The sequence below is a fragment of the Candidatus Moranella endobia PCIT genome (assembly GCF_000219175.1).
GTDB lineage: Bacteria > Pseudomonadota > Gammaproteobacteria > Enterobacterales > Enterobacteriaceae > Moranella > Moranella endobia.
In genome coordinates this window covers 184,987-203,925 of record NC_015735.1, presented here as the reverse complement: position 1 = coordinate 203,925, position 18,939 = coordinate 184,987, and the positions used below count along the sequence as shown (strand labels likewise).

Here is an 18,939-nt window from a genome sequence, read left to right as displayed (position 1 = left end):
CCTTAGTATCTTTGCACAATAGTAGAAAACCAGCAGACGGTAAAATATCTAAAATATACCGGACTAATAAATAGTTGGTTTTAACTTTTCAGTCTGCATATTGTGGTAAATTTCTTCACGGTGCACAGAAACTTCTTTAGGAGCATTAACACCGATCCGTACTTGGTTACCTTTAACACCTAAAATAGTTACAGTCACCTTATCGCCAATTATAAGGTTTTCACCAACTCGACGAGTAAGAATAAGCATTCCTTGCTCCTGTTGTAAAAATTACTTTTCAGTGATTTCTGCATCATGTATGCAATATATAATATTTAACTTTGCGTTTATCTAGTAAAACTTTATTTAATAACTATTTTTACACCAAATTTAGTTTGAACTACAGAATAATAAAATATCCTAATTTGTTTGTTAAGTCATAGACGTTATAGTTATTCTGAAATTATCTATTTTAATTTATAGTTTTGCTGCCAAAATTGCATCTAAGCTTGTCAACGCGGATGGTAGAGCAGCAATATTGCTACCGCCAGCCTGTGCCAGATCAGGACGGCCACCGCCTTTTCCCCCAATCTGTTTTGCAATATGACTGACAATATCAAACGCTTTGATACGATCGGTCAAATTAGTTGTAACACCGGCTATTAATATAGCTTTACCATCTGTGGTAGTTGCTAAAACAATTACTGCTGACCCTAATTTGTTCTTCAGATCTTCCACAATTGTGCGTAAGATTTTCGATGTGACATTGTCTATTATGCCAACCATAACCTTTACACCGTTGATGTTGCGCACTTTACGACTGAGGGTGGTGCTGGCCTGCGCCGCCTGCTGATTTTCCAATTGCTGTAATTTTTTTTCTAACTTGCGTAAACGCTCCTGAATTATTTGCACTTTCTCTACTATCATTTTGCTGTCGCACTGCAATATATTAGAAATATGCTGTAAAAAATCACTCTGCTGATGAAGTGAAGCCATAGCTTCTTCACCAGTGACTGCTTCGATCCGGCGGATACCGGCAGCAATGCTGGCTTCCGACATAATGCGGAAGAAGCCGATATCGCCAGTACGGCGAGCGTGAGTTCCAATACATAGTTCGGTAGAGAAATAACCCATGTTTATCACTCTGACCGTAGCTTCATATTTTTCGTTAAACAGTGCAATAGCCCCTTTATTACTAGCTTCCTCTAGCGACATCATATCTGCTTTGATGGGCATATTGCTTCGTATCTGCTCATTAACAATATTTTCTATAATGCGTAGCTGCTCTAGTTTTAGAGCTTCATAGTGAGAAAAATCAAACCTTAGGCATTTATGGTTAACCAGAGACCCTTTCTGCTTTATATGCTCGCCTAGCACTTGACGCAATGCCGTATGCAGCAAATGGGTAGCAGAATGATTCCGTCCAATACAGGTACGCCGCTGGCCATCCACCTGTGCGACTACCTGTGCGCCAATTTTTAGTTCACCGTAGTTCAGCTTACCTAGGTGGCCAACAGCATTACCGTATTTTTGTGTATCTACCACATTGAATAACCCTTGGGTAGATTTTAGTTTGCCACTGTCGCCTACTTGTCCGCCAGATTCACCATAGAATGGTGTTTCATCAAGCACCACTACTGCCTGGATACCCTGACTAATAACTTCAACAGATTTGCCATCATGGAACAGTTCAGTCACCCGTCCCTGATGCTCAAGTTTTTCATAGCCACAGAAACATGTGGTTTTGTCTACTAGTAGCATATTTTTATAGTTAGCTCTGAAATAGCTCGCCTGGTGTGCACGGTTACGCTGTTTATCCATAGCACTGTCAAAATTCTTCTTATCGATGCGTAAGTTGCGTTCTCTACAAACTTCTGTGGTTAAATCTAGTGGGAAACCATAAGTATCGTATAGGCGGAAAGCAATGTCTCCATCGAGAGCATCGCCAGTAATTTTTGCCAGCTCTTTTTCTAGTAGCTGTAGACCACGTTCAAGCGTGCGAGCGAAGTGCTCTTCCTCTGCGCGTAATATTTGCTCTACTATTTTTTGTTTGGTCTGCAGTTGGCTTGCTGTGCTACCCATACACTTGATAAGTGGTGCCACTAGTTTATATAAACATGCATCGTTAGCACCGAGCATTTTACTGTGGCGAATCGCACGGCGTATAATTCGGCGCAAAACATAACCCCTACCCTCGTTAGAGGGTACGATGCCATCGCTTGCTAGGAAAGCGCTGGAGCGAATATGGTCGGCGATAACTCTCAATGATTTACTGTCGTGATCGTTAGTGCTGACTACCTGGGCCACGGCATCAATAAGATTCTTGAACAGGTCGATATCATAGTTCGAGTTAACATGTTGCAAGATTGCTGCAATACGCTCCAAACCCATGCCGGTGTCCACCGATGGTTTTGGCAACGGCAGCAATGTACCATCAGTCTGGCGATTAAATTGCATAAATACCAAATTCCAGATCTCAATATAACGATCGCCGTTTTCCTCGGCTTTTCCCGGCGGGCTGCCCTGTAGATGCTCACCATGATCATAGAATATTTCTGAGCAAGGGCCGCAGGGACCAGTATCTCCCATTTGCCAAAAATTATCTGACATATATGGGCTAACTTTATTATCGCCAATACGAATAATACGCTCGGCTGGAATTCCCACTTCGTTTGCCCATATGTTATAGGATTCATCATCGGTAGCGTACACCGTCACCCATAACTTATCTTTGGGCAAATTAAACCATTGCTTACATGTTAATAGCTCCCAAGCAAACCTGATAGCATCATGTTTGAAATAGTCGCCGAAGCTAAAATTACCTAGCATTTCAAAAAAAGTATGGTGTCGTGCCGTGTATCCGACATTATCTAAATCATTGTGTTTACCGCCAGCTCGCACGCAGCGCTGAGATGTAGTGGCACGACGGTAGGAACGGTTATCCAAGCCTAGAAAGACATCTTTGAACTGGTTCATGCCGGCATTAGTAAATAGTAATGTTGGATCCCTATCAGGTATCAGAGAGCTACTGGCAACAACCTGATGTTTTTTACTATGGAAAAACTCGATAAACGCCTGACGAATTTCCGTTGTGCTCTTACTCATAAATTAATTTCCTGTAAATATGTAAATAGAATAGCGTAGCAGTCTCTTCAATCAGTTTTTGACGTATTGATCAAATTGGCAAAAAAACCAATATCAAAATTATCTTATGTACTAAAAAATGTTTTATGTACAAAATTGACGTTATCTATTGATAAATTTATATAACAACAAAGTTTAATTTGTTTACTTTACTAAAGTGCTTCATTGTTTTCGCTGACATCTTCACCTACCAAGTTTCTGATCTGGCTGGTAACATCAACACTGTTCATCAGCATATTACGTAACCTATGATTAAGTTCACTCACTAGTGCAGGATGCTCCTTCAGAAAGATGTAAGCATTATTCTTGCCTTGTCCAATATTCTCGCCGTTATAGCTGTACCATGCTCCCGCTTTCTCAATCAACTTGTGTTTGACACCTAGATCAACTAGTTCACCAATAATATTGATGCCTACGCCGTACATGATTTGGAATTCTGCCTGTTTAAACGGCGCGGCAACTTTGTTTTTAACTACTTTTACGCGTGTTTCGCTACCTACCACCACATCGCCTTCTTTCACCGATCCAATGCGGCGGATATCCAGACGAACAGATGCATAAAATTTCAGCGCGTTGCCACCAGTGGTAGTCTCTGGATTACCAAACATTACGCCGATCTTCATGCGTATCTGATTAATGAAAATTAGTAGTGTATTGGCGTTTTTTAGGTTGCTCGTCAACTTACGCATTGCCTGACTCATCATACGGGCAGCAAGCCCCATATGGGCATCACCTATCTCACCCTCGATTTCTGCTTTTGGCGTAAGAGCTGCAACTGAGTCTACTATGATAACGTCTACCGCCCCGGAACGAGTCAAAACGTCACATATTTCTAGAGCCTGTTCGCCGTTATCTGGCTGGGAGCAAAGCAGATTATCGATGTCAACACCCAGCTTTTTAGCGTAGATAGGATCAAGAGCGTGTTCAGCATCAATAAATGCGCATATTTTGTTTTCTTGCTGCGCTATGGCAATTACCTGCAGGGCCAAGGTAGTTTTACCCGATGATTCCGGACCATATATTTCAACGATACGGCCCATTGGCAGTCCACCGGTGCCAAGTGCGATATCTAGAGATATAGAACCTGTGGATATGGTTTCAACATCCATAGAACGATCTTCACCCAAGCGCATAATCGATCCCTTACCGAATTGCTTTTCAATTTGTACCAGTGCTGACGCTAACGCTTGTTTTTTGTTCTCATCAATATACATTTAAACTCCTAGTGCTAATTAGCTAATTATTACAGTATGAAAACTGTGCACAATTAATTCTTTTTAAAAATGGTGTTCGCAACTTATAATGAAAGCCTAACTACGTACTGTTAGATTCTCGCGCAACTTAAAAAATCAAGTCTGATAATAATCTGCTTGTTCAAGTATGTATTCAACAATAACGCTTAGTCGTCACCGTGTCCCTACCTACCTAATAATATACAATGTGGCTTATGGCGAGCGTGAATACAGGGTAGTATGGACTACTGTCAAGAGGTGTTTTAATGGTTTGATTAAATGTTTTTCAGTACACTAGATGGTAACTATTAGTTACATAACTTATATGTTGATCACTAGTACGATTGAATTATCATTAGGTCAATATTTGACCAAGCGCATTTACCTTTACTCTTTTTGTGCTATTATAATTAATATTTGCTCAGGTACTGTGCTAAGTAAGACACTGCATGACCAATTTTTCAGCGGCGCAAACCATCCAATCATTGCTAACGATAACTGGAAGCTTTTTCTAAAGTATTGACGTTAATTAATCTTGATTATCAATATATTGTCTTGACGTGGATGTGGTTTTATTAACCGAATGTATTATTAGACATTGTCTATTGCCAACAATGATCCTAGTGGTGGGGCTGGCATACAGGCTAATTTGAAAACTTTTTTAGCTCTATGTGCGTTTATGGCACCACAGTAATTACCTCATGGTGGTCCCAAATACTCTTGGCGTATAATCAATTTATCCTATTAGTGACATACGTCTTAATAGCGCAAAAATAGGTCTGCTACTACTAGGACAGGCATCGGTTATCCGTTCGATAGCGTCCAAGTAGCGTATCACCCTATTTCTATGTTAGTTCTGGATGCGGTCATGGTTGCTAAAAGCGGAGATACGTTATTAAATAATGAGGATGCGGTTAACAGTATTCGGAATATTTTATTACCTTTAGTGTCGCTTATAACCCATAATTTGCCGGAGGTGGCGGTATTGCTAGAATGCGCGCTGGCGGCAAATGAGCATCACATGCGTCGTTAACAAGGGCGCGCCCTCCTAGCGTTAGTTTTGTCAGGCAGTGGTGATGAAAGGCGGCCATCTAACCGGCATACAAGCCCAGACAATCCCAGATTACGAGCTAAGTTTTGACAGCGTGCGTATAATGACAAGAAACACCCATGGCACTGGTTGTGCGCGATCAGCTGCGCTAGCCGTTTTACGTCCACGCTATAATGATTGGCCACAAACTATGCAGGCGGCAAAAGCATGGTTTCAGCAGGCACTGATTCATGCTGATAATTTATGCTTAGGGCAGGGTATTGGACCGGTCCATCATTTTTTTACATGAATGGTGGTAACAACCACGAAGAGTATAATTATCAGTATCGGTCTTTGCTTGCTGATTGCTGCTATATTAGTAGTATTATTATGAATAATAAATTAATTATTATCTATTGCTAATTTTTATTAATCAACTTACTTGGCAGCGTAAGTTTATTTTATTTACCTATCAGACGCATCATTTCCGCTTCATACATAATTGGAATCTTCTGCTTCTGCGCCTGAGCAAGTTTTAATCCGGGTGCTTTTCCCACAATCAGCAAATTTGTATTATAAGAGATATGGCTACTAACCTTAGCACCAAAAGCCACTAACCAATCTTTGGCATCATCCCGCGAAAGAATATTCAGTGATCCGGTAAAAACAATATTTTTACCAGCGAACGGATTGTTAACCTTAGCTACTGAGGTAACAACAGGTTCAGCCCAATGGATGCCTATCATCGGGTTCAACAATGCTTCGATAACTTCAAGGTTATGGTTATCCCTGAAAAAATTATGCACGTTAGTCGCCACAATTTTACCTATGTTTGGTAAGCTGATTAAAGAGTCTATATTGGCTATGGTAAGCGCTTCTATTGTGCCGTAAGCTGCTGCTAAATTAGCGGCAGTTGATTCTCCTACCTCGCGGATACCTAGAGCGTATAGAAAACGTGCTAAGGTAGTATGTTTCGCTTGTTCCAGCGCCGCAAGTAAATTTTGGGCAGATTTCGGTCCAATATGCTCTAATCTAGTCAGCATCTCTTGATTTAACCGAAACAAATCAACAGGTGTTTTTACTAGCTCACGTTCCACTAGCTGAGCGATAATCTTATCCCCCATGCCTTTTACATACATTGCCCGCCGCGAAACGAAATGCTTCATCGCTTCCTTTCTTTGTGCTGCACAAATTAGACCCGCGGTACAACGCCAGACTGTTTTACCCTCAAATGACTCTATATTCGAGCTGCAAATTGGACAATAATACGGAAAAACTACTGGTCGCGCATCCGTTGGTCGTTCAGAATAGATAATACCGACAATCTGGGGTACAACATCACCGGCGCGGCGGATAATCACCTTATCGCCAATCATCAGACCAAGACGCTCAACTTCATTTACATTGTGCAGTGTCGCATTGCTAATTCTTACGCCAGCCACCATCACCGGCTCAAGCCGTGCTACCGGCGTCACCACACCAGTGCGCCCAACCTGAAATTCCACGTCCCGCACCCTAGTTAGTTGCTCTTGGGCCGGAAACTTATAGGCCATGGCCCAGCGTGGCGCGCGGGTGATAACGCCTAAACGTTGTTGTAGTAATAGCGAGTCAACTTTAATTACCACCCCATCGATATCAAATCCGAGATGTGATCTGGCATCATGCACTTTTTTATAGAAATTGATTACTTCTAAACTGCCAGTGCACTGGAGAATAAAATTGCTCACTGGTATTCCCCATACTTTAAATAGTTGTAGCATTTCCCAATGACTTTCCGGCAACGTACCGTCTTCTAGCAGGCCAACGCCGTAGCAATAAAACATCAACGACCGCCTAGCGGTAATGGCTGGATCTAACTGACGCAAGGAGCCAGCTGCGGCGTTACGCGGATTAGTAAAAACTTTACTCCCTGTGCGCTTAGCTGTTGCATTCAACCGCTGAAATATCGCTTCTGGCATGAACACTTCGCCGCGAATTTCAAGCAGACGTGGTAAATTGCAGTGATTTGTTAAACGTAGCGGAATGGTTAGTATAGTGCGAACATTAACGGTGATATCCTCACCGGTGGTACCGTCCCCACGGGTGGCGGCGCGCACTAAATAACCATTTTCATATAGCAGGCTTACTGCTAGACCGTCTAGTTTTATTTCGCAGCAATATGTCATAGCAGAATCATGCTTCAGTCTATCGCGTACTCGCTTATCAAATGCTAAAAAATCTTTTTCTTCATAACTATTATCCAGCGATAGCATAGGGATCTCATGATGCACCTGTCCGAAGTGGTTCATTGCCTTTCCTCCTATACGCTGGCTAGGGGAATCTGGGGTCAGTAGTTCTGGGTACTTGATCTCTAACGTACACAGTTCAGCCATGACACGGTCATATTCGCTATCTGGCACTGTAGGGATAGGGAGCGAGTCAACGTAATATAGATCTTCCCAATGTCGTAACTGCTCACGGAGCCGTATGATACGTTGTTCTATTTGTTCCAAAATGTCCAATACCCCCACGATTACTGGTAAAAACTACTGCACTTAGTGTCAGTAATTAGTTATTCACACTCAATGGTTCAATTGTCTGTTTACATGGTTCGATGCTGGTTTTAGCACATAGTGAATATGCTTTATCCCGGTTACTTTTCTGTGTAGTCATCATGCGATGCTTAACTATTATTAGCCGTTCGTTGTATCGTGAGTCACGATCTTCTGCCATTGCTAGTACGGATAATTTTTTAAGCGCTCAGTTTATGCTAAGCTAAGTTAGCTAGCCAATGATTTTATTCAATAACAATATGGACATCTATATATCATTAACTTTACCGGTTGAATAAGGTGGTCAATGGAGTCAATATGGATTATTACCTCTGTTACGGTGTATGCGGCGCACTAAGTGGTGTCTTGTTAGGCTGGCTTATGGCTGAATTACGTCAACATCAACGACATTTAGCGCAAGCACAAGAACGAATAATACTTGAGCAAAGTTTGCAGTCCGTGCGCCATGCGCTGGTCGATGAACAACATGTGCGCCGGCAGATTGAGCTAGCGCTACGCGACGGTGAACGAGAGCAGCGCACACAATATGGCCAGTTAGTAGCAGCTGAGGAGCGTTTGACATATCTTACGCATTTACGCCAGAAGTGTGAGAAACTAAATCAAGCGCTGCTAGCGCAGCGGGAAATTAATAGTAGCCAGGAAGCAGAACTGCGAGAGGTAGCTATACGTTTAGAAGAAACTAGGCTATCGGCGGAAGAAAAACAGCGCTTATTAAGTAATAATGAACAGCGGTTATCGTTACAATTTGAAAATTTAGCCAACCGCATATTTAAACATAGCGGACGTCAGGTAGATGAGCAAAACCGCCAAAGCCTTGACCGTTTGCTGATGCCGCTACGTGAGCAACTTGAAGGATTTCGCCGCCAAGTACAAGAAAGTTTTGGTCAAGAAGCACGTGAGCGTCACACATTGGCTTATGAAATACGTAATTTACAGAAGCTAAATTTGCAGATGGCTGAGGAAGCCGTCAACTTGACCCGTGCGCTCAAGGGCGATAATAAGGTGCAAGGTAATTGGGGCGAAATTGTGCTAAGTAGAGTACTGGAAGCATCAGGACTACGCGAAGGTCATGAATTTGAAATACAGATTAGCATGCAGCAAGAGGATGGCCGGCGTTTACAGCCGGATGTGGTGGTTCGTCTGCCACAGGGAAAAGATGTAGTCATCGATGCAAAAATATCTTTGGTTGCCTATGAACGTTATTTCAATAGCCATAATGATGCAGAACGAAAACTGTCGTTAATCGAACATGTCAATTCGCTGCGTACCCATATTAAATTACTGGGACGTAAAGACTATCAACAATTAACTGGGTTACGCTCACTAGATTTTGTTTTAATGTTTGTACCTATTGAACCGGCCTTTATAGTGGCTATTGGCCACCATCCAGAACTAATAAGCGAAGCGCTAGCGCATAATATTATATTAGTTAGTCCTACCACGCTTTTAGTTGCGCTACGCACCATCAATAATCTGTGGCGCTACGAACATCAAAGCCGAAACGCTCAGCATATTGCTGAGCGGGCGGCGAGACTCTATGATAAATTACGCTTGTTTGTTGATGATATTAACACTATCGGCCAAAGCCTTGATAAAGCTCAAGCCAGCTATCGGCTAGCAAAGAATAAATTGTCCGATGGTCGGGGGAATATTATTGGTCTGGCGCAAGGTTTCTGCGCTCTGGGGGTTGAAATAAAGCAACCTATATCCAATTCTGTACCCGAACCTACTGTTAAGTGTGTAGAAGATAGTCATCGGGAAAATGATGTGATTGCATCAACACACAAAAAGTCAACAGTTAATTCGTCATAGCATGTATCTCTAACACTAGATGCAGGCTTAACAAACCGCTGACTAGTTTTGTTTTGCCCTGAGATTGAACGATTAAACCGGATTGTCGCTGGTTTAGCAGGTAATGACCATAACCCATTTGGTTGTTATTTACTGTCTTAATTTTATAAAACGTTTGATCTCCATTACAACAGTTGGTGTAATGGGAAATGTTCAGCAGTTTGCCGCTTATTCATACTTATTTAGTTAAGTGTATGTAATTTAATCATAGAAATCACACTCGCGTGCAGTAAGCTTACCTAGCTGGCAGGGGCGGAGAGACTTGAACTCCCAACAACCGGTTTTGGAGACCGGTGCTCTACCAATTGAACTACGCCCCTGAGTTATATTTATATAACTATTATGATTATTATGGCGGTATGGTTCTGTATGTAATCTATAATTTAAGATACCATTATAAATTGTTAATTCGAATGTTCGAATGGATGAAAACCTATTATCACCGTAACATTGCAGTATTCTAGATTCTGCATGTGAGTGATAAGTCTGTATCGTATCTTAGTTTAGTATTTGGCTAATTCTGGCAACAGTTTAACTCTAGCGATAGTTACCTTCTCACTTGTCAGTGACGAAGTATTATAGATATTTACTCGTAGTTGACAAGAAGTAAATGATAAAAAGTAAATAATAAAATTAGTTTGAATAGGCTAATTTTATTCCTTGGTATGAGCCAACTGTTGCATAACATATCATAAATTGATTAAACTAATGCAAAACTATTGCCTACCAAGTTAACAACGGAACGGTATCGATCTCGAGAGATAATTTTAAGTCATGCTGCTCAGCCAACTACTTGGTAGGTAATTTTAGTTAAATTTTACTCCAGGTTTTGAGGAAAATTATGTTAATTATCAATGCTAAAATTCGCAAAGATTTGGGCAAAGGTGCAAGTCGCCGCCTGCGTCTTGCTAATAAGTTTCCAGCTATAGTTTATGGCGGTAATTCAGCCCCGATAGCTGTAGAGCTTGATCATGATTTTATTTTACATGCCCAAATCAAAGAAGGATTTTACAGCGAAGAGCTGGTCCTGGTGATCAATGGTCACATAAATAAAGTTAAAGTACAGGCGGTACAACGTCATCCATTTAAACCTCAACTGAATCATATCGACTTTATTCGCTTCGATTAAGCGTTATATTGAAGGCCATACACTGCGGTTTTTTATCATTAACATACCTCTTCCTTTCTGGTAGAAGCTAAATATTAGCTGCTATCTTCCTGATGTTGTTCAGCGTATTTAAATAATCTTGAGTGTTAGCCAGTACAGGCTACTTGATAGAATCATTACCATTGGTAGGGTTAGAACCCATGCTAACAGGATATTTTTTACAGTTTTTATTTGCACACCACCGCCATCAACCATTATGGTGCCGGTTAACGCTGATGACAGTACTTGGGTAGTAGATACTGGCATACCGGTATAACTAGCAACTCCAATAGATACCGCCGTAGTCAACTGCGCAGATAACCCTTGAGCATAGGTCATACCTTTTTTACCTATCTTTTCACCGATGGTCGTGGCTACTCGACGCCAACCAACTATGGTGCCCAACGATAAAGCCAACGCTACGGTTATAATTATCCATATCGGCGCGTATTCCACGGTACATAGTAGTAGACTATGGCGTAGGTTTGACAGAAATTTTTTATCAGCAGCGGAGGTTTCCGGCAACTGTTCTACTTTTTCGGCGTTTTCGGCAAGACAAATCAATAGGTGACGTACTAGGGAGCGCTGGTTAACATCGAGCATTTCATAGCTTTTTAGATTATCCAATAGTAGCGAGGCGCGCTTAATTGATAATAACGCCTGAGACATGTCACATTGACAAACTGGTATTTGGGAGTTGTATTCTTGATCCAGTATTTTAATAGACGCGGTGCCGGTTAAAGGCAAGATAGGGCTAAGATTTTTTTTAGCTGTTGGCGGAATAAGTAACTTGTCTGAGCCAAAAATTAGATTCTGGTGCTGTGTATAATACTGATGCAAATGATTAACTGCATCTCGTGTACGGCTAATATCATAGCCGCTTGCGTCAAGATTGACTATAATTCCTGCTGGAGCAACACCTACCAGTGCTAACATGATCAGCCCGATACCCTTTTGCCCGTCATTGGCGCCGTGTGAAAAACTTACGCCAGCAGCTGATACGATCAAGGCGATACGGGTTAATAATGGTGGCTTAAGCTCGCCGTCTTTTTCCTCTCGTTCTGCTGGAGTCAAATGTATGCAGCTGCGTTTTTCTGTTTTGCTCCAGTAACGGCGCATACCATAAACCATCACACCTGCAAGCAAAAATCCTACCAACGGAGAAATAATTAGTGATAGGGAAATTTCAAGAAATTTCGGGAGATTCAAAGCCTGAACTACTGAGCTATCGCCAACTAAAGCGTTAGTAATACCTATACCAATAATAGAGCCAATAAGCGCATGCGAGCTAGAGGCCGGTAGGCCTAAATACCAGGTTCCAAGATTCCAAATAATAGCAGCCAGTAGTATGGAAAACATCATTGCCAGACTATTGGAAGAACTTATATTTAATAAGAAATCGGTAGGCAATAGATGAACGATAGCATAAGCTACGCTTAATTTACCCATTATGACTCCGAGGAAATTAAACACTCCTGACATAGCAACTGCTAGGTTAGAACTCAGTGCACGAGTATAAATTACTGTAGCTACTGCATTAGCCGTATCATGAAAGCCATTAATTACCTCATAAATTAGCACAAAGATTAATGCGATTACCAACATTATTCCGGTCTTTAATTCTAGACCAGTAAATAGATGTAGCATAGAGATTTACACCATTGTTTATATATGAATAGATTTTAATTATCTGCTATAAAAGGGCTATGATAAATGAAAATATGTTTTTTTACAAAACTTGTAATAAATATAATTATATCTACCTTAGGTAACTCTTCAAAGGCAAAAAAATTAACTATTAACCAATTTTTTTAATTATAGGTAAATTTGTTACATTAAATATAAATTGTATTTATTTTTTTAATATGGTAGTTTGTTATCGTATTATATACCTAGTCACCTTTTTGACTGGGGTTGTTGCATGTATTAACAGATTCCAATGGATTTGCGCTGCTTATGAGCAGTTAAGCAGTCGATAAATTAGTAGTGTAATAAGTTATTAACTATACTTAACATTTAATTATATAATAACTAGCCTATCCATGCTGCTATGAGGTAGGATTCACGATGTATGATAGTAGATCGTAATTGCTTTGTCTTTTTTTTTGGTTTATTCGTATAAATGTAATTCCCGATATGCTTGTCCCATATAGTACAATATCTGTCGAGTAGCTTTATTATCAGGAAATTCACGAAGCATTTTATCAACTCGATTAGCTACCGCCACATAGGCGCCGATTTTTGCGTAGTACTCTACTACCAATATTTCATGTTTTGCCAGCCGGTCTTTTAGAGAAAGAAGACAGTTTGTGGCATATAGGGTATACGGGCTTTTTGGATAATATATAAGCAGTTGTGTTAAACTAAACAATGCTACGCTGGCATAATCAGAATTACTAGTTAAGTGATTTACGCCATAAAATCCTTGCGTTTTACTGTCATCAAAAACCATATTAGTCAAGCTGCGTATGTATAGTAAGTAGTCAATATTAGAATAGTCAGGATTAAACCGCAGAAAATCCTCAATAGAGGCTTGTGCCATCTGTAGGTTAGCTGATTTGTAGTAGGCATAAATCAAATTAAGCTTAACTTGTTGTGCGTATTGACCGAACGGATAGCGGTTCTCTAGCGCCTTAAACTTACTGATAGCTTCGGTGTAATTACCTTCCTGCATTTTTTGCTGGGCATAAGTATAAACATCTGAGGGGCAATGATCGAGAATAACATTGTTATTATTGGCACAATCTGCCAGCACTAGGTTTAATAAAAGAATGACTACTAGATATTTCATACATATCATAACTTTTGCTTATCCTCAGCGGATCTTTATGCTCAAAGGCTGTTTAGCACATAGATTAAATGGCTTAACTGATGATACCTGATTCATTCTTTTAACTAACTTACCTGGTGGCTAGGCTTATTATATATGGCGCTGTAACCAACTATTATCAGCATGCTGAATAAGTTCGATATAACTTATTTTCTTTCTTTACAGCGCATATTCTATGCTATACTTATAGTAAATTTGTGTTAATCAATGAAATTTGACATGGCTACCCATATTTTAGCCATTGATAGCACTACCGCCGCTTGTTCTGCCGCGCTGATGCTAGACAACGAGGTTGTTCTGGAACGATTTGTTGTGGCACCTCGCGAACACACGCAACTCATTCTTCCTATGGTAGATAGCCTTTTAGCAGAGGCTGACATTAGTCTATATAGTCTAGACGCTATCGCTTTTGGTCGTGGCCCAGGCAGCTTTACTGGTGTTCGTATTAGCATCTGCATTGCCCAGGGACTTGCGCTTGGGGCCAATCTGCAGCTTATTGGCGTTTCCACGCTAGCAGCACTGGCTGAAGGCGCTTGGCGACGTACTGGTATATGCAAGGTGCTGACCGCCATAGATGCGCGTATGGGAGAAGTGTATTGGGCGACGTATAAACGTCATGATGGCGTTTGGTTAGGCGAAGAACACGAAAAAATAGTAGTACCGGATGTACTAGCTGCTATAAGTACAGATTTAACCGGATGCTGGGCTACCGCCGGTACCGGTTGGCAAACCTATCCAACACTACTAAATCACGTTGGTTTAAAGTTAGTATCAGGTAAAACGTTGTTCCCAAGCGCACAAGATATTTTACCGCTAGCGCTTCATCATTATCGACACGGCAATAATCATGCGGTCGTACTTGTAGAACCAACTTATTTACGTAATGCAGTTGCATGTAAAAATTCCCTAGACGCACCTAAATTGATAAATGGAAAATTATCTGCATCTGCTAATTAAGAATGAAGCTGCTAATCAACATCCAATGTATAATAATAGCATTATTAATAACCGTTAATTTAACTGATATAGCTGAGTAGTAAGTGGTTATCGTTCGTTGTTATTTTCAGTGTGTGTCAGTTAACTTGACGTTAAGTTCCAGAATAGATAGATTCTCATCTTTTTGATCTAACTGAATAGAAATCATTGTAATATCTATTTTTGCATATTTACTAATAACTTCCAGAAGATCACTTTTCAATTGAGGCAAATAATAAGGTTCGTTAGAACCTCGTCGTTCAGCAACTATGCTATGCAGACGTTCTTTTGCTATATTGGCTGTATTTTTTTTACGGGCTAGAAAAAAATCAATTAATACCATAGCTGTCAAATCCTGGAAGATAGTATAGTTATTTTTTTTGAAAAAAAATTAATATTTCTTCGTACCTATTGTCATAGACAGCAATGGATTTTTACTGCCCAATAGAGGTATTGCTTGCTTATAGATCCAAACATATTGACCATATTCGTGGCACAGTACGTTTTTACAGCAAATTTGCTCTCAGCCCATCAAAATCACTCGACCAGAAATGTTAAGGTAATATTGCTTGAGTTGTACTAAATGGTGTCCTCAATACCATCCCTCATTATTATTAGCTTTCCTGCCATAAAACGTACTATAAAAAAAATAAAATGTGGCTTATACTCCAAACAGGCGTTTCAGTAAGCTCTTTTTTTGTGGTTCGGCGATAAATCGGAAGGGACATTCTTGCCCTAAAAGACGATCAACCATATCTGAATAAGCTTGGCCAGCATCAGAATCCTCATTAAGAATGACAGGCTCACCTTGGTTAGATGCTTGCAATACCGATTGGTCCTCCGGAATAACGCCTACCAGAGGAATGCGCAGAATTTCAATAACATCATCTATACTTAGCATATCACCGCGACTGACACGACCAGGATTATAACGGTTCAACAGTAGGTGCTCTTTAATTGGTTCCTGACCAATCTCAGCACGACGCGATTTAGACGATAGAATACCTAGAATTCGGTCAGAGTCACGCACTGACGAAACTTCCGGATTGGTTGTTATGATCGCTTCATCAGCAAAATAAAGTGCCATTAGGGCACCCGTTTCAATACCAGCTGGTGAATCGCAAACAATAAAATCGAATTCCATCTTGTTAAGATCATTCAATAACTTTTCTACACCGGCGCAGGTTAGAGCATCTTGGTCCTTAGTCTGAGAAGCAGGCAAAATATATAAATTATCTGTACGCTTATCTTTTATAAGCGCCTGAGTCAATCGAGCAGCTCCCTGGACGACATTGACAAAGTCATATACTACTCTCCGCTCACAACCCATGATCAAATCTAGGTTTCGTAGTCCGATATCAAAATCGATTACTACGGTTTTTTTTCCTTTGCGGGCTAAACCGGTAGCGATGGACGCGCTTGATGTGGTTTTTCCAACGCCCCCTTTACCAGAAGTAACAACTATAATACGTGCCATAAATAGATTCCTTGTCAAGGGCTAAGTTAAATGATGAATGGTAAGCGTGCCGTCTTGTAGAAATAACCGCACTGCCTTATCTAAAAATTCCGCTGGAATGGTATCAATTAACCAATACTTACCGGCTATTGATACTAGTTCTGGGGAAAAATTAGCACAGAAAATCTGGCACTCAACGTCGCCTGATGCACCGGCAAGAGCGCGACCTCGCATCATGCCATAGATATGTATATTGCCATCGGCCATAAGCTCGGCGCCTGAGCTAACGCTACTTGTTACGATTAGATCGCTGTTACGGGCGTAAATTTGCTGTCCAGAGCGCACTGGCATATTAACAAGCTGCGTTTTTACCGCGGCTGGCACTTGAGGCTGGGTAGTATCTGTTAAGCTGCGCTTTTTTTTTACTTGGTCTTCGGTAAGCAGTGGTAGTCCGCTGCTAGCAATTGCCTGTTTCAATTGACTATCGCGACAACCGCTGACGCCGATAATATGTAGATTGGTAGCCAGCACGGCCTTAGAAATTGTATCCCATTGAGTATCGTCACTGAGGCCAGAGACGTTGATGACAACAGGTGCATCTTTCAAAAAGCCAGGTGCTTGTTTAACTTTTTCCTCGATTGCCTGACGTATTTCCTCTGGTTGCGCATCATACACATAAATGACTGATAAAGTAAAATTACTACCTTTCAATTTAATTGACGTTTTCGACATTTCTCCTAACTCAGTCTTAATACGTGTTGTTGCCAGCTGAACCACAGTAGATGACATCCTATCGTACTGTATATGTTATAAATATAACAGACTAAAGAACTGCTGGTAAACTGCGACAAATACTATTATATCAATGATTTATTCTAATAAGCGGATATAGAAACTCAACAATACTAATCAAAGTGCCAATAATTTATCGAATATTAGTATAAATATCGTACTGCCCGTAGTTAAACATACAAGAACAGTATTTAGTTCTAAAATAGAACTAAATACTGTTTAATAGCTGATTCTATTTTTTGTTAAAAAAGTAACGTTTGCACGTAGATAAACATTGTGAAATAAACATAACCGCCGCTACTGCTAGATAAACACTGAATATTAGTATCAACCATTGTGGTATTTTCATCGAACAAAAATGCCATTGGTGGACAGTGCAATCGTTAGATGGTAGTTGCTTGCCAAACGGTAGCCAGAACGGGAAATTAATAAAAAATTTACAGGTCACGAACGTGGATGGATGAAGTTGAATATCGGTATGTTTTATCGCTAGTATCAGTCCTTGCCAGGCACTATATAGCCAAATTGTTAGCCCAAAAAAACGCAGTAGCGGACTGTTAGGCGCTATGGCCCCTAACAGTCCGGCTACAACTATACCGTAAAGAGCGTAACGTTGATATGTACACAATACACAAGGATTAAGCAGCAAAACAATCTGAAAGTAGAGTGCGATAAGCTCCAGTGCGAATGCAGTAAGTGCCAATAGTAACCAAGCTACACGTTTTGTTGAGCAAAAAATCATAAATTGATTCATAAATAATTGTTATATAATAACTTATAACTGAAACTAGCGTGTTTCAATTTTACTAACATTGTACCTCATAGTAATTAGAATGATCATGAGATCAGTTATAGTCTACTGTGAGTTGGTTGATATAGTTATCTTGGTAGATATAGCCAACATTCTATATATTTGATGGCGGTGGCGTGCAATGACTGTAAAATATTCTATTAGCATGGGGGTTATTATAACCATGAAAATAGTTACAAAATACAATCACAGTAAATTACTGCACCATTTTAGCCAGAGTAGGCCACTTGCGCTTAATGTTCTTGGCTTAGTCTAATCATCATCTCAATTTCAGTTGAACATTTTGCTAGTTGTTCTGCACGTAGTGCGCTAGCAACCAGCGAAATAGCTTCACTGCTACTCATGCTGTTGGCTATTAATGCCTGAATATGTTCAACGGCTTTTTGCTGTTGATGATGAGTTAATATAAGCCAATTGTTTAACATAGTTTTTCTGTTTAACAGTAACTACGTAAATTACTACTGTTATGTTTATGGCATTCAGCATTAAGCTAGTACTATGACATTATAGCACTGAATAAACACACAAAATTAGGTAATAAAACTTACCTAGCCGTAGCAGTTATGAATTCTGGTAGCGGCGCTCGCTAGAAGGTGGTGAACCCGCCCAATTACAGTAATCAGGAATATTGATCAAGCTAACTAATACCAAATACGTAAAACAGAAGCTTAATCATGGTTGACTTGCTACGTAATGATATTAACCTTGTAGCTCAATCATTGATTGGTGTTTGCTATATAGACAGACCTTTACTATAATTGTCTATTATATGATGGCATATGCTTTACCTCCCCCGGCAGGTTACATATGAATGGCGTACCAAAGTTACACTGTTGATGAAAATTATTGACAGTATTGAACCACAGCGTCGTAGTGCTGTGGTATATTGGTTATGGTTTATGGATGGGTTATGTTAGTTAGCTTAGCTGTTTAGCTAAGCTGTTTTGGTACGATGAATACCAATATTGCCATACTTAACTATCATATTATGTTGGCTAACCAATATTATTTACGACATTGTCGGTTATAGTCTGATTGCTAACAGCAACAAAAAAACAGAATTTTATTAAACTTTTATAAAACTACTTCAAAACTAATGCGACTTGGATGCTGTGGTATGTTTGATACCATTACTAAACG

14 protein-coding genes, 1 tRNA gene and 1 pseudogene are annotated in these 18,939 nt (G+C 40.2%); 4 read left to right on the top strand and 12 right to left on the bottom strand.

Features of this window, described 5'->3' with window-relative positions:
• Positions 1–63: 63 nt before the first annotated feature.
• The 3 genes from csrA to recA all read right to left on the bottom strand — a co-directional run bounded on the left by csrA (position 64) and on the right by recA (position 4,337).
• On the bottom strand, positions 64–249 hold the full coding sequence (gene csrA / locus MEPCIT_RS00890; protein WP_013975578.1) for a carbon storage regulator CsrA: 186 nt from the start codon (positions 247–249) through the stop codon (positions 64–66).
• A 207-nt stretch (positions 250–456) separates the two neighbouring features.
• Complete coding sequence (gene alaS / locus MEPCIT_RS00885; protein ID WP_013975577.1) at positions 457–3,084, bottom strand: alanine--tRNA ligase; 2,628 nt, start codon at positions 3,082–3,084, stop codon at positions 457–459.
• A 191-nt stretch (positions 3,085–3,275) separates the two neighbouring features.
• The gene (gene recA, locus MEPCIT_RS00880) at positions 3,276–4,337 is read right to left on the bottom strand and encodes a recombinase RecA (RefSeq protein ID WP_013975576.1); all 1,062 of its coding nucleotides are present in this window, start codon (positions 4,335–4,337) and stop codon (positions 3,276–3,278) included.
• Positions 4,338–4,953: 616 nt separating this feature from the next.
• Here recA and MEPCIT_RS00870 point away from each other — a divergent pair.
• A pseudogene (locus MEPCIT_RS00870) lies at positions 4,954–5,705 on the top strand (bifunctional hydroxymethylpyrimidine kinase/phosphomethylpyrimidine kinase).
• 141 nt (positions 5,706–5,846) lie between these two features.
• On the opposite strand, the gene ligA reads toward MEPCIT_RS00870, so the two are convergent.
• Positions 5,847–7,877 (bottom strand): NAD-dependent DNA ligase LigA, encoded by a 2,031-nt coding sequence (ligA, locus tag MEPCIT_RS00865; protein ID WP_015580571.1) that lies wholly within the window; start codon positions 7,875–7,877, stop codon positions 5,847–5,849.
• Positions 7,878–8,234: 357 nt separating this feature from the next.
• Here ligA and rmuC point away from each other — a divergent pair, with 357 nt between their 5' ends.
• Positions 8,235–9,749: a DNA recombination protein RmuC gene (gene rmuC, locus MEPCIT_RS00860; protein ID WP_013975574.1), complete on the top strand. Its 1,515-nt coding sequence runs from the start codon at positions 8,235–8,237 to the stop codon at positions 9,747–9,749.
• A gap of 283 nt (positions 9,750–10,032) precedes the next feature.
• On the opposite strand, the gene MEPCIT_RS00855 is transcribed toward rmuC, so the two are convergent.
• A tRNA-Trp gene (locus MEPCIT_RS00855) sits at positions 10,033–10,108 on the bottom strand.
• Between the two features lie 521 nt (positions 10,109–10,629).
• Here MEPCIT_RS00855 and rplY point away from each other — a divergent pair.
• Positions 10,630–10,917, top strand: a complete 288-nt coding sequence (gene rplY, locus MEPCIT_RS00850; protein WP_013975573.1) for a 50S ribosomal protein L25 — start codon at positions 10,630–10,632, stop codon at positions 10,915–10,917.
• Between the two features lie 108 nt (positions 10,918–11,025).
• Here rplY and pitA read toward each other — a convergent pair whose 3' ends face one another.
• The gene (gene pitA, locus MEPCIT_RS00845) at positions 11,026–12,582 is read right to left on the bottom strand and encodes an inorganic phosphate transporter PitA (RefSeq protein ID WP_013975572.1); all 1,557 of its coding nucleotides are present in this window, start codon (positions 12,580–12,582) and stop codon (positions 11,026–11,028) included.
• Positions 12,583–13,045: 463 nt separating this feature from the next.
• Positions 13,046–13,735 carry an outer membrane protein assembly factor BamD gene (bamD, locus tag MEPCIT_RS00840; protein WP_013975571.1) on the bottom strand — a complete coding sequence of 230 codons (690 nt, stop codon included), beginning with the start codon at positions 13,733–13,735 and terminating at the stop codon, positions 13,046–13,048.
• A 249-nt stretch (positions 13,736–13,984) separates the two neighbouring features.
• On the opposite strand from bamD, the gene tsaB reads away from it, so the two are divergent.
• Positions 13,985–14,722, top strand: coding sequence for a tRNA (adenosine(37)-N6)-threonylcarbamoyltransferase complex dimerization subunit type 1 TsaB (gene tsaB, locus MEPCIT_RS00835; RefSeq protein ID WP_015580569.1), 738 nt, complete (start codon positions 13,985–13,987; stop codon positions 14,720–14,722).
• Positions 14,723–14,828: 106 nt separating this feature from the next.
• Here tsaB and minE read toward each other — a convergent pair whose 3' ends face one another.
• The 5 genes from minE to MEPCIT_RS00810 all read right to left on the bottom strand — a co-directional run bounded on the left by minE (position 14,829) and on the right by MEPCIT_RS00810 (position 18,224).
• Positions 14,829–15,083 (bottom strand): cell division topological specificity factor MinE, encoded by a 255-nt coding sequence (gene minE / locus MEPCIT_RS00830; protein ID WP_013975569.1) that lies wholly within the window; start codon positions 15,081–15,083, stop codon positions 14,829–14,831.
• A 318-nt stretch (positions 15,084–15,401) separates the two neighbouring features.
• Complete coding sequence (minD, locus tag MEPCIT_RS00825) at positions 15,402–16,217, bottom strand: septum site-determining protein MinD (protein ID WP_013975568.1); 816 nt, start codon at positions 16,215–16,217, stop codon at positions 15,402–15,404.
• A gap of 21 nt (positions 16,218–16,238) precedes the next feature.
• Positions 16,239–16,928: a septum site-determining protein MinC gene (minC, locus tag MEPCIT_RS00820; RefSeq protein WP_015580567.1), complete on the bottom strand. Its 690-nt coding sequence runs from the start codon at positions 16,926–16,928 to the stop codon at positions 16,239–16,241.
• 292 nt (positions 16,929–17,220) lie between these two features.
• Positions 17,221–17,742: a disulfide bond formation protein DsbB gene (gene dsbB / locus MEPCIT_RS00815; protein WP_013975566.1), complete on the bottom strand. Its 522-nt coding sequence runs from the start codon at positions 17,740–17,742 to the stop codon at positions 17,221–17,223.
• Positions 17,743–18,032: 290 nt separating this feature from the next.
• On the bottom strand, positions 18,033–18,224 hold the full coding sequence (locus MEPCIT_RS00810) for a YoaH family protein (RefSeq protein ID WP_013975565.1): 192 nt from the start codon (positions 18,222–18,224) through the stop codon (positions 18,033–18,035).
• Positions 18,225–18,939 lie beyond the last annotated feature (715 nt).

Bases quoted from the DNA above. Each gene is read 5' to 3' on its own strand.
- csrA (WP_013975578.1), bottom strand. From the start codon at position 249: ATGCTTATTCTTACTCGTCGAGTTGGTGAAAACCTTATAATTGGCGAT.
- alaS (WP_013975577.1), bottom strand. From the start codon at position 3,084: ATGAGTAAGAGCACAACGGAAATTCGTCAGGCGTTTATCGAGTTTTTC.
- recA (WP_013975576.1), bottom strand. From the start codon at position 4,337: ATGTATATTGATGAGAACAAAAAACAAGCGTTAGCGTCAGCACTGGTA.
- rmuC (WP_013975574.1), top strand. From the start codon at position 8,235: ATGGATTATTACCTCTGTTACGGTGTATGCGGCGCACTAAGTGGTGTC.
- rplY (WP_013975573.1), top strand. From the start codon at position 10,630: ATGTTAATTATCAATGCTAAAATTCGCAAAGATTTGGGCAAAGGTGCA.
- pitA (WP_013975572.1), bottom strand. From the start codon at position 12,582: ATGCTACATCTATTTACTGGTCTAGAATTAAAGACCGGAATAATGTTG.
- bamD (WP_013975571.1), bottom strand. From the start codon at position 13,735: ATGATATGTATGAAATATCTAGTAGTCATTCTTTTATTAAACCTAGTG.
- tsaB (WP_015580569.1), top strand. From the start codon at position 13,985: ATGGCTACCCATATTTTAGCCATTGATAGCACTACCGCCGCTTGTTCT.
- minE (WP_013975569.1), bottom strand. From the start codon at position 15,083: ATGGTATTAATTGATTTTTTTCTAGCCCGTAAAAAAAATACAGCCAAT.
- minD (WP_013975568.1), bottom strand. From the start codon at position 16,217: ATGGCACGTATTATAGTTGTTACTTCTGGTAAAGGGGGCGTTGGAAAA.
- minC (WP_015580567.1), bottom strand. From the start codon at position 16,928: ATGTCGAAAACGTCAATTAAATTGAAAGGTAGTAATTTTACTTTATCA.
- dsbB (WP_013975566.1), bottom strand. From the start codon at position 17,742: ATGAATCAATTTATGATTTTTTGCTCAACAAAACGTGTAGCTTGGTTA.
- MEPCIT_RS00810 (WP_013975565.1), bottom strand. From the start codon at position 18,224: ATGTTAAACAATTGGCTTATATTAACTCATCATCAACAGCAAAAAGCC.